8 protein-coding genes are annotated in these 11209 nt (G+C 64.2%); all 8 read right to left on the bottom strand.

Annotated features, from left to right (window positions below):
• Nucleotides 1–181 precede the first annotated feature (181 nt).
• The 8 genes from ACIP1G_RS31510 to phbB all read right to left on the bottom strand — a co-directional run bounded on the left by ACIP1G_RS31510 (nt 182) and on the right by phbB (nt 10885).
• Nucleotides 182–910 (bottom strand): transporter substrate-binding domain-containing protein, encoded by a 729-nt coding sequence (locus ACIP1G_RS31510; protein WP_400744435.1) that lies wholly within the window; start codon nt 908–910, stop codon nt 182–184.
• 113 nt (nt 911–1023) lie between these two features.
• On the bottom strand, nt 1024–2277 hold the full coding sequence (locus ACIP1G_RS31505) for an OprD family porin (protein WP_400744432.1): 1254 nt from the start codon (nt 2275–2277) through the stop codon (nt 1024–1026).
• 127 nt (nt 2278–2404) lie between these two features.
• Entirely contained in the window at nt 2405–3721 is a 1317-nt protein-coding gene (locus tag ACIP1G_RS31500; protein WP_400744429.1) for an MFS transporter, read from the bottom strand.
• Nucleotides 3722–3784: 63 nt separating this feature from the next.
• Nucleotides 3785–4837 carry a lactonase family protein gene (locus ACIP1G_RS31495; protein ID WP_400744426.1) on the bottom strand — a complete coding sequence of 351 codons (1053 nt, stop codon included), beginning with the start codon at nt 4835–4837 and terminating at the stop codon, nt 3785–3787.
• Nucleotides 4838–4943: 106 nt separating this feature from the next.
• Nucleotides 4944–7616 carry an aconitate hydratase AcnA gene (gene acnA, locus ACIP1G_RS31490; protein WP_400744423.1) on the bottom strand — a complete coding sequence of 891 codons (2673 nt, stop codon included), beginning with the start codon at nt 7614–7616 and terminating at the stop codon, nt 4944–4946.
• 149 nt (nt 7617–7765) lie between these two features.
• Complete coding sequence (locus ACIP1G_RS31485) at nt 7766–8653, bottom strand: LysR family transcriptional regulator (RefSeq protein WP_400744420.1); 888 nt, start codon at nt 8651–8653, stop codon at nt 7766–7768.
• Between the two features lie 64 nt (nt 8654–8717).
• Nucleotides 8718–10049 carry a CitMHS family transporter gene (locus ACIP1G_RS31480; RefSeq protein WP_400744418.1) on the bottom strand — a complete coding sequence of 444 codons (1332 nt, stop codon included), beginning with the start codon at nt 10047–10049 and terminating at the stop codon, nt 8718–8720.
• Nucleotides 10050–10141: 92 nt separating this feature from the next.
• Entirely contained in the window at nt 10142–10885 is a 744-nt protein-coding gene (gene phbB, locus ACIP1G_RS31475) for an acetoacetyl-CoA reductase (RefSeq protein ID WP_400744415.1), read from the bottom strand.
• Nucleotides 10886–11209 lie beyond the last annotated feature (324 nt).

Below are 11209 nucleotides of genomic sequence, written 5' to 3'. Positions count from 1 at the left end.
TGACCTCACAGGACTGACTGGCCCGAAACAGACAGTGGGAGCGGCCTTGTGCCGCGAAGCGCCGCGCGGGCGGCGCTCGATCTAACAGGCAACCAAGATCCCAAGGCAAGCCCCCGTCAGCCCTTACCGCTTAACTGACTGGCATTAGGACAAGCCCGCTCCCACAGCGCCCCCCCCGAATTCAACGCGGTGCGCTGACATCCGTTTGCCCGCTAGCCAGCAACGCCCCTCGAACAAACCCACTGCGCACCTGCCGCTCGACAAAATCCCCCACATACGCCGCCGCCTGCTCGCGCCCACGCGGCACCGCCATGGCCTGGCGGATGGCGGTGAATGCGCCATCCAGCACGCGGTAGCGCGGGTCGGCATCGGCCACTTTCTGCAACGGCTGGCGCACACCAGCCGCCGCATCCAGGCCTTGCTCGATGAACAGGTCGACGGCACCTGCCGACGTATCGGCGCGTACCAGCTCAGCGTGTTCAAGGGTGCGGCTGAGGTACAGGTCGTAGGCCGCCCCCTTGCCCACGGCCAGGCGCAAACCACTGCGGTCCAGCTGCCCGACCTGCTGGAACGGCGCGTCGCGGTTGACCAGGTAGGTGCCTTCGATCAGTACGTAGGGTTCGCTGAAGGCGATCTGTGCTTCGCGCACCGGCTCGATGGCGAGGAAGGCCAGGTTCCAGGCACCCTCCTCCAGCGCGGCGAACACCTTGCCGGCGGCGTCGAAGGTACGCATCTGCAGGGTGACACCCAGCTCTTCGGCCAGGGCCTTGGCCAAGGCCACCGATACCCCTTGGGGTTCGCCATCCGGGCCGCGCTGGGCGAGGACCGGGTTGCCGAGGTTGATGGCGACCGGGAGGATGCCGTTGGGGGCGAGTTCGGCCAGGAGTGCTGGGGGGGTTGCGATGGACATTGAGTTCTCCGTTGTCTGGGCGGGCCTCTTCGCGGCGGTTCGACGCCTCGATGAACCCGCTCCTACAAAGACCGCATAGATCTTGTAGGAGCGGGTTTACCCGCGAATGGGGCTCACCAGATTGGCAAGGTGTAGGTCACGATCAGGCGGTTCTCGTCGGCCCCGCGGGCGAAGCTGGAGCGGTAGGCCGCGTTACGCCAGCGAATGCCGACGTTCTTCAAGGGCCCGGCCTGGATCACGTAGGCGATATCGGTGTTGCGCTCCCATTCACGCCCTTCTTGTGCCGAGGTCGCGGCATTGGCGTGGTCGCCCTTGACGTAGCGGGTCATGAAGCTCAGCCCCGGGATGCCCAGCGCTACAAAGTCATAGTCGTAACGCAACTGCCACGAGCGCTCGCCCGGCTCGGCAAAGTCGTTGATCTGGATGTAGTTGGTCAGGTAGGGGTCGGTACCATTGAGGAACGGCATCGAGGTATCGCCATTCATCTTCTGCAAGCCCAGGCCCAAGGCATGGCCGCCCAGGCTGTAGGTGAACATGCCACTCAGCGCCCCGCTGTCGATCGCCCCCCCGCGAGCCTTGCCGGCATCGTCACTGAGCATGTAGCGCAGGTCGCTCTTGAGCTTGCCTGGGCCTACGTTCCACACGTAGTTGAGGCCGAAGAAGCTCTGCCGGTACACGTCCTGCAGCTCGGCGTACTGGTAGCTGATACCCAGTTGCTTGCTGATGGCGTAGTCGGCGCCGCCGATCCAGTAGTCATCCCCTTCCACCGCCCCGGCAAAGCGCCGGTTCTTGTTGTTCAGGGTGATCTTGGTAGCGTTGGTCGAATCGCGGTCGGTCATGCGGTTGAAGCGCGCACCGGTGAAGGTCAGGCCGTCGATCTCCTTGACCGTCAGCAAGCCGCCCTCGAAGGTTTGCGGCAGGATGCGGCCGGTGTTGGCCTGTACGGTCGGCAGTTTCGGGATCAGCGTGCCGTACTTGAGTTCACTGGCAGACACCTTGATTTTGGCCGTAAGGCCCAGGCGGCTGAACTCGTCGGCGGCGCGGCCATCGTCGTGCACCGGCAGCAGTCCGGAGCCTGCGCGGTCGGGGCTGGAATCGAGCTTGAGGCCGAGCATGCCCAGGGCGTCCAGGCCGAAGCCAACGGCGCCTGGGGTGTAGCCGGAACGCAGGTCGAGCAGGAAGCCTTGGGCCCACTCCTCGCGCTTGGACTGGCCGGCACCGTCGCGGAAGTCGCGGTTGAAATAGTAGTTCTGCAGCGTCAGGTTGGCCTTGCTGTCTTTGATGAAGCCTTCGGCGCTGACGGTGCTGGCGGCCAGGCAGGGAGACAGGGTTAGCAGGGTACGCAGGATGTTTTTGTTGTTGTACATCGGCGGTTCCGTTTTTTTGTTGGGAATGCTGGGGCCGCTACGCGGCCCTATCGCGACGCAAGGCCGCTCCTACAGGTTCGGTGTTGTTTTTGGGGGTAGGATTGGGCTGCGCAGCAGCCCCAGGGGACTAATGGGCGGAGGCAGTCATCGGCTGCCCCGGCTCCTTGTTGGCAACCCGCATCAGCAAGGTCATCAGGAACGCCAGCAGCAGCAAGGCGCTGAGGAACAGCAACCCGGTCGCCGCACTGCCGGTCTCGCCCTTGACCACACCAATCAGCGACGGCCCGGCAAAGCCGCCGAGGTTGCCGATGGAGTTGATCACCGCAATCGACACTGCAGCGGTGGCACGGTCGAGGAACAGCGTGGGCAGCGCCCAGAACGGTGACTTGAAGCTGTACAGGCCGGTCAGCGCCACACAGATCATCGCCATCGAGGCCACCGGGCTCGGCAGCATGGCCGCGCCCATCAGGCCCAGCGCAGCCACTGCCAACGGGATCGCAGAGTGCAGCTTGCGCTCGTTGCGCCGGTCGGAGCTGCGCGACCACACCACCATCAGGATGGTCGCGACGATGTACGGCAGCATGGCGATCAGGCCGATCTGGGTGTGGGTCAGGCTGCTGCTGAAGCCCTTGATGATCTGCGGCATCCAGTAGCCGACACCCAGGCTGCCGCACTGGTACACGAAGTAGATGAACGCCAGGTACAGCACCTTGGGGTTGACCATGGTCTTGAACACGCTCAGGCGTTTCACGTTCTTGCGGCTCTGGCGGTCGCGCTCAAGCTCGGCGATCAGCCAGTCTTTCTCTGCCTGGGTCAGCCACTTGGCCTGCTCGGGCTTGTCGGTCAGGAACAGGAAGCAGGCCACGCCGAGGAACACCGCCGGCACGCCTTCGAGGAACAGCATCCAGCGCCAGCCGCTCCAGTCCAGCCACTTGATGTTGTCCATGATCCAGGTGGAAAGCGGCGCACCGATGATGTAGCTGACCGGGATCGCCGCGGTGAACAGCGCCACGGTGGTGGCCAGCTCCTTGGAGCGGAACCAGTAGGTCAGGTAGACGATCACCCCCGGGAAAAACCCGGCCTCGGCGACACCCAGGAAGAAGCGCAGCACATACAGCTGGTTGGCGGTCTGGGCGAAGGCGGTAGCGGCGGCGATGGCGCCCCAGGTCACCAGGATGCGGGCGATCCACACCCGTGCCCCGTACTTGTTGAGCATGACGTTGCTGGGTACTTCGAACAGGAAGTAACCGATGAAGAAGATGCCCGAGATGAAGCCGAAGGCTTCACTGGTCAGGGCCAGCTCCTTGTTCATTTCCAGCGCCGCATAGCCGATGTTGGCGCGGTCCAGGTACGAGACGATGTAAAGCAGGAACATGAAAGGAATGATGCGCAGGGTGACCTTGCGGACCGTGGCCTGTTCATCGACAGTCTTGTTGTTGTTCATGGCAACCTCACTGTGGTGCAGGCCAGGGCCTGCCCCTTGTCATTGTTATACGTGCAGCCCGGTTCAGGCAGAAAAAACCATGCAGACCGGACTGCCGGTCGAAACCGCAAAGCCCGTCTTGCTCAAGCGTCCGTGCTGCGCATCGACTGCCAGGGCAACGATGCTGTCGCTGTCTTCGTTGAGGGCGAAGACAAAGCGCTGGTTGGGGGTAAGGGCGAAAAAGCGTGGCGTGCTGCCGCCGCTCGGCGCCACATCGACCAGCGTCAGCAGGCCGCTGTGCCGGTCGATGGCAAACACCGCGATGCTGTCGTAGCCACGGTTGGAGGCGTAGAGAAAACGCCCGCTGCGGTCCACTTCAATTTCCGCGGCGCGGCTGTTGCCGGTGTAGGTCGAGGGCAGTGACGACAACACCTGCAGCGGCTGCAGCGCTCCTCTCTGGGCATCGAAGCGGTAGCTGGTGACAGTGGAATCCAGCTCGTTGATGGCAAAGGCATACGGCGCGTTGGGGTGCAGCGCGATATGCCGTGGGCCGGCGCCCTCGCGGCTGGCCACGAAAGGTTGCTGGGCCGGGTACAACTTGCCGTTGTCGAAGCGGAAGCTGAATACCCGGTCCAGGCCTTTGTCCGGCACCAGCACGAACTGGCCCGAGGCATCGAACGGGTTGAAGTGCGGCTTGGCGAACGGCTGCTCGACCCGGTGCGGCCCGACCGGGCCTTCCAGTTGCAGCAGTTGGCTGACCGCGCCCAGGCGGCCATCGGCCTGCACCTCCAGCACCGCCAGGGTGCCGCTGATATGGTTGGACACCACCATGTGGCGCTCGCTCGGGTCCAGCGCCAGGTGCACCGGGTTACGCCCTTCGCAGCTGACGGTGTTGAGCAGGGTCAGGCTGCCATCGCTGCGCTCGACGCTGAACGCGCTGACTTCGCTGCAATCGCCATGCACGCTGTACAAGCGGTCACCGGCACGGTTCAGGGCCAGGAACGACGGGTTGACCAGGTCACCAACAACCTGCACGCGCTCCAGGGTGCCCGCCTGCTGGTCCACCTGGTAGACCGTGATGCCGTCACCCCGGGCATTGCGCTCGCGGGTGGTGCGCGAACCGACATAGGCAAACATTGGGTAGATCTCCCGTAAGTGGATGGGTACTGGCCGTTCTTGCGGCAGCAGCGCCCCGCACGGTGGCCATCACGGCCACCGCCTTGAGTCATTGCGGTGGGCAGGGTCAGCCGCGGGTGCGCTTGACCACTTTGCGAATCACGTAGGGCAGTACCCCGCCGTTGACCAGGTAGCGGATTTCCTGCAGCGAATCGATGCGGGCGATCAGCTCGGCCTCGTCGCGGCGGCCATCCTCGCGCTGCACCAGCAGGCGGATGCGGTTCTCGCCCACGGTCAGCTCGTCCAGGCCAACGAAGTCAAAGCGCTCGCTGCCGTCCAGCTGCAAGTCATCAACGCTCTCGCTTTCCTTGAACAGCAGCGGCAGCACGCCCATGCCGATCAGGTTGCTGCGGTGGATGCGCTCGATGCTGCGCGCCACGACCGCACGCACGCCCAGCAGGGCCTGGGCCTTGGCCGCCCAGTCGCGGCTGGAACCGGCGCCGTAGTTGATCCCGGCGAACACCACCATCGGCGTACCGGCGTAGCTTTGTGCCGCGTCGTACAGCGGCAGGCACTGGCTGTGGTCGGCGTTCCAGGCCCAGGCACCCGGGCCTGGCTGCTGCTCGCCGAGCAGGTGGTTGCGCACCGACTTGTTGGTGAACGCGCCGCGCAGCATCACTTCGTGGTTGCTGCGGCGGGTGGAGTACTGGTTGAGGTCCTGCGGGTCCTCGCCACGCGCCAGCAGCCATTCGCCGGCCTGGCTGTTGGCGGGGATCGCGCCAGCAGGGGAAATATGATCAGTGGTGACGTTGTCGCCCAGCACCATCAACGGCCGCGCACCCTGGATCGCCAGGCTGGCCTTCGGTTCGGCCTGAATGTCAGCCAGGTACTGCGGGCGGCGCAGGTAGGTCGAGCGCGCATCCCACGGGAACTGCACGCTGCCCTCGGCCGACAGCGCCTGCCAATGGTGAGTGCCGTCCCACACGGTGGCCAGGCGTTGCTGGAAGAACTCCGGCTTGACCACCCGGGCGGCCAGGGCAGTGACTTCCTCGTCGCTGGGCATCAGGTCATGCAGGTGCACCGGATTGCCGGCGCTGTCTTGCCCGAGTGCTTCGCAGGTGAGGTCGATCTCGACGGTACCGGCGATGGCGAAGGCCACGCAAAGGGCCGGCGATGCCAGGTAGCCAGCAGGCACCTTGGGGTTCACCCGGCCTTCGAAGTTGCGGTTGCCCGACAGCACCACCACTCCCTTCAGGCCCTGGTCGGCAAAGGCTTCGACATGTTCTTCGAGCTTGCCGGAGTTGCCGATGCAGGTCATGCAGCCAAAGCCGGCCAGGTCGAAGCCCAGCGCGGAGAAGTCCTGCAGCAGGTCGGCCTCGGCCAGGTAGTCGGCCACCACCTGGGAACCTGGGGACAGCGAGGTCTTGACCCAGGGTTTGCGTTGCAGGCCCAGCCGGCGGGCGTTGCGCGCCAACAGGCCGGCCTGGATCATCTGCGCCGGGTTGGCGGTGTTGGTGCAGCTGGTGATCGCCGAAATTACCACGGCGCCATGGCTGATCGGCGTGCCAAAGGAGGGCTCGAAGAACTGTTCGGCCTTGGGCCCGGCAATCAGGTTGCCGCCACCCAGTACCTGCTCCTGGAACGAGGCACCCGAGTGCGATAGCGGTTGGCGCTGGTGCGGCTGGTACGGGCCGGCGACGCTCGGCTCGATGCTGGCCAGGTCCAGTTCGATCAGTTCATCGAACTGCGGCTCTGGCAGGTCGTCGCGCCGGTGCAGGTTTTGCGCATGCATGTAGCTGGCCGCTTGCAGGCACAGCTCCGGCGAACGGCCGGTGAGCTCGAGGTAGTCCAGGGTCTGGTCGTCAAACGGGAAGAACACCACGGTGGCGCCATATTCCGGTGCCATGTTCGACACCGTGCCGCGCGCCGCCCAGCTGAGCGTTGTAAGGCCGGGGCCGGTGAACTCGACGAATTTGCCTACCACCGAGCGCTGGCGCAGGATCTCGGCCACATGCAGCGACAGGTCGGTGGCGGTCACGCCGGGGCGCAACGCATTGGTAACGCGAAAACCGATCACCTGCGGGAAGTTGATCGGCACCGGCTCGCCGACCATCGCCGCCTGCCCTTCCAGGCCGCCGACACCCCAGCCCAGTACACCGATGGCGTTGATCATCGGCGTGTGGCTATCGGTGGCGACCATGTCGTCCGGGTGCAGCAGGCGCTGGCCGTCTTCGGTGCGGCTTTCCCACACCACCTTGGCCAGGGCTTCCATGTTCATCTGGTGGATGATGCCGGTGCCCGGTGGAATCACGCCAAAGTTGTCCAGGCTCTTTTGCGCCCATTTGATGAAGCGGTAGCGCTCGCTGTTGCGGCGGAAGTCGATGTCCAGGTTCTGCTCGACCGCTTCCGGCTCGGCATAACGCTCGACGATTACCGAGTGGTCGATGGTCAGCACCGCCGGGATCTGCGGGTTCATCGCCGCCGGGTCGCCACCCAGTTCGGCGACCACGTCACGCATGCCGGCGAAGTCGGCCAGCGCCGGCAGGCAGGTGGTGTCATGGAACATCAGGCGGTTGGGCTGGAACGGCACTTCGCAGTCCGGGCCCTGGCCCAGGGCGCGGGCCAGCACAGGCTGCAGCGCCTGTGGCGTGCAGCGGGCGACGTTCTCCAGCAGGATACGGATGGAAAACGGCAGGCGTTGCAGCTGGCTGGGGCTCAGCAGCTTCTTCAGGTCGACGTAGGCAAATTGCGCCTGGTCGATCTCCAGGGTGCTCATCAGGTCGCGGGCAGTCTCGGTCATGCTCGTATCGCTCGGTTTCTTGTCGTGTGCACAGGGCGCAGTCGGTACTCGGCGCTGTGGATGAGCCGATGGTAAAAGCAGCCTGGGCGGATGAAAATTGATCAATTACCACAGCAGCGTTCGCCAATTGCGAACGCTCGCCAATGCCTCTATTGCGCCAGTTTCAGGTGGTCGACAAAGGTCTTGAGGGTGGCCGAGGCGGCATCGAACTTGCGCAAAGCCAGCAGCAGCGTGCGCTGCGCCCAGGGCTCGTCGAGCGTCACGGCGTTGAGCTTGTGGCTGCGCAGGTACTGGTCGATGACGCTGCGCGGCAGCACCGCGACGCCGAGCCCGTTCGACACCATGCGGCACATGCAGTCGAAACTGCTGATGCGGATACGCAGCTTGAGCGCCTTGCCCAGCCGTTCGGCTTCGCTGGTAAGCAAGCTGTGCACCGAGCTTTCCAGGTGCGGGCCGACCATCTCGTGCTCCAGCACCTCGGCAAAGCGCACCCGCTGGTGGGCCGCCAGGGCATGCCCGGCAGGCACCACCAGGGTCAGTTCATCGTGCCGGTAGGGGAAGGTTTCCAGCCCCTGCGCCGGGGTTTGCGCGGCGATGATGCCCAGATCGGCACGTCCGTCAGCCACCGCCCGGACCACCGCCGAGCCCACCCGTTCTTCGATATCGAACTTGATCGCCGGGTACAACCGGGCAAAGCCGGCCAGGTCCTGTGGCAGAAACTGCGACAGCGCCGAAGTGATGGCATGGATGCGGATATGGCCCTTCACCCCGCTGGCGTAGCCGCTCAGCTCGGTATCCAGCTGGGCCATGGTCTGCTTGAGCTGGCGGGCGTAGAACAGCAGCGACTGGCCGGCCGGGGTCAGCTCCACGCCGCGGGCATTGCGCACCAGCAAGGGCGAGCCGATCTGTGCCTCCAGCTCGGTGATGCGCTTGCTGATGGCCGACACCGCCATATGCTTGATACGGCTGGCGCGGGTGAGGTTGCGCTCCTGGGCCACGGTGATGAACAGGTCCAGGCTGGTAAGGTCGTAACGCACGGCAAAATCCTGAAAGGCAAAAGCCGGGGCAGCCTGTGACCACCCCGGTGTTGAACGGCGCGGGTCAGCCAGCGCTCCATGGGAACAAGCCAAAGCCCATGGCCACGAACATGATCAGCATGCACAGCGCGAACGCCCATTTCAGCGTGTACTTCTGGTGGTCACTGAACTCTACCCCAGCCAGGCCACACAGCAAGTAGGTCGAGGCCACCAGCGGGCTCAGCAGGTGGATCGGCTGGCCGACCAGCGAGGCGCGGCCAATTTCGGCATGGGTGATGCCATACACCTCGGCGGCCTTGGCCAGCACCGGCAGTACCCCGTAGTAGAAGGCATCGTTGGACATGAAGAAGGTGCCCGGGATGCTCGCCAGCGCCGTGATCGGTGCCATGTACGGGCCCCAGCTGGCCGGCAGCATGTCGAGGAAGCTCCTGGACATGGCATCGACCATGCCGGTACCCGAAAGGATGCCCGCGAGAATGCCGGCGGCGAGGAAGATGGCGATCTGATTCAGCGCCGTCGGCGCGTGGGCGGAGATGCGCCGACGCTGGTCCTGCATGTGCGGGTAGTTGATCACCAGGGCAATCGAGAACGCGACCATGAACAGGATCGCCAGCGGCAGGATTTCCAGCACCAGGCCGGTCATCAGCGCGATGGTCAGGCCGGCATTCAGCCAGAACAGCTTGGGCCGGCGCAGTTCGGCGTTTTCTTCCGACAGCGAAGGCGTGGCCTCGTTGTCGGCATCGTCGAACACCGTGGCGGCCGCGCCCAGCGACTGCGGCAGGCGGCCCAGGCGCTGGCGTTCACGGGTACCGATGAACCAGGCCAGCAGCAGTACACCCAGGAAGCTGATGATCAGGGTCGGGATCAGCGGCAGGAACAGCTCGGCGGTTTCCACCTGCAGCGAGGCGGCGGCACGGGCCAGCGGCCCACCCCAGGGCAGCAGGTTGGTGACACTGGCGGCGAGGATCACCACACAGGTCAGCGCCAGCGGGTCCAGGCGCATGCGCTTGAACAGCGGCAACATGGCCGTGACGGTGATCATGTAGGTGGTCGAGCCGTCGCCGTCGAGCGACACCAGCCCCGCCAGCAGCGCGGCGAACACCACCGCTTTCATCGGGTCACCACCGATCAGCTGGATGAACTTCTTGATGATCGGGTCGAACAGGCCGGTATCGAACATCACACCGAAATAGAGGATGGCGAACATCACCATGATCGCGGTGGGTGCGACTTTGCGCAGGCCCTCGATCATCATGTCGCCCATGTCCGGCCCAAAGCCTGCGAACAGCGCGAACAGGATCGGTACCGTGGTCATTGCCACCAGCGGCGACAGGCGCTTGGTCATGATCAGCGCCATGAAGGTCACGATCATGCCGTATCCGAGAAATGACAGCATTTGTATCACCTTGACTTGAAATACAATTGTTTTTATGGGTCAGCGCCAGACAGGCGCATCAAGGTAGAGCGGCAGGCGTTCGGCCTGTGCCGTCAGCTCATGTGCAGGCCGCCATTGAGCGAGAAATCCGCCCCGTTTGCATAGCCCGATTCGTCGGATGCCAGCCAGGCGCAGATGGCGGCGATCTCGTCCGGGGTGCCCAGGCGGCGTGCGGGGATGTCCTGGATGATGCGGTCCATCACCGAGGCGCTGGTGACCGAGCGCAGTTTGGGGGTGGTGATGAAGCCGGGCGAAACGGTGTTCACCGTCACCCCACGTGCGCCCACTTCACGGGCCAGTGCACGGGTGAAGCCACGGATGGCCGACTTGGCGGTGGAATAGTTGACCTGGCCGACCTGGCCGATCTGTGCGTTGACCGAGGAAATGTTGATGACCCGGCCCCAGCCCCGCGCGACCATGTCGTCGATCACCTGGCGGGTGACGTTGAACAGGGAATTGAGGTTGGTATCGATGACCGTGCTCCAGTCACCCGGCTGCATGTCGCGGAATACCACGTTGATGGCGGTGCCGGCGTTGTTCACCAGGACATCCACCGGGCCGACTTCGCGCTTGATGCGGGCAAACGCCTCCTGGCACGAAGCCCAGTCGGCGACATTGCCTTCCGAAGCGATGAAGTTGAAGCCGCGCTGTTTCTGCTCGGCCAGCCAGGCGTCCTTGTGTGGCGATGCAGGGCCGCAGCCGACCACGACGGTGAAACCGTCCCGGGCCAGGCGCTGACAGATGGCAGTGCCAAGGCCGCCCATTCCCGCCGTGACATAGGCGATACGTTTGCTCATGGGTGTACTCCGTTTTGTTATTGTGGGGAGCATTGCTGGCCACCGGTGGCGGCGGTTGCTCATTACTTAACGCGAAGTCGAATTGTTTTGCAAGGCGACACAGTACAATTTTATTTATTTGCCCGACCAAAATTGGATTGCACATTAGAACTCAAATAGACAACAAACCTATGAAAGGAACTGTCTTGCATTGGTCCTGATGCCTGCGCGAGCTTTTGTAGGAGCGGCCTTGTGTCGCGAAAGGGCTGCGAAGCAGCCCCGGCAATTTGTGCATCTGCGCTGAAACCCTGGGGCTGCTTCGCAGCCCTTTCGCGACACAAGGCC

This window comes from Pseudomonas sp. NPDC089392 (genome assembly GCF_044749595.1).
Taxonomy (GTDB): Bacteria; Pseudomonadota; Gammaproteobacteria; order Pseudomonadales; family Pseudomonadaceae; genus Aquipseudomonas.
The sequence above is the reverse complement of the archived record's forward strand: the minus strand, read 5'-3'. Positions and strand labels throughout refer to the sequence as shown.

Excerpts from the sequence above, each read along its gene's own strand:
- ACIP1G_RS31510 (WP_400744435.1), bottom strand. The coding sequence starts at position 910 with ATGTCCATCGCAACCCCCCCAGCACTCCTGGCCGAACTCGCCCCCAAC.
- ACIP1G_RS31505 (WP_400744432.1), bottom strand. The coding sequence starts at position 2,277 with ATGTACAACAACAAAAACATCCTGCGTACCCTGCTAACCCTGTCTCCC.
- ACIP1G_RS31500 (WP_400744429.1), bottom strand. The coding sequence starts at position 3,721 with ATGAACAACAACAAGACTGTCGATGAACAGGCCACGGTCCGCAAGGTC.
- ACIP1G_RS31495 (WP_400744426.1), bottom strand. The coding sequence starts at position 4,837 with ATGTTTGCCTATGTCGGTTCGCGCACCACCCGCGAGCGCAATGCCCGG.
- acnA (WP_400744423.1), bottom strand. The coding sequence starts at position 7,616 with ATGACCGAGACTGCCCGCGACCTGATGAGCACCCTGGAGATCGACCAG.
- ACIP1G_RS31480 (WP_400744418.1), bottom strand. The coding sequence starts at position 10,049 with ATGCTGTCATTTCTCGGATACGGCATGATCGTGACCTTCATGGCGCTG.
- phbB (WP_400744415.1), bottom strand. The coding sequence starts at position 10,885 with ATGAGCAAACGTATCGCCTATGTCACGGCGGGAATGGGCGGCCTTGGC.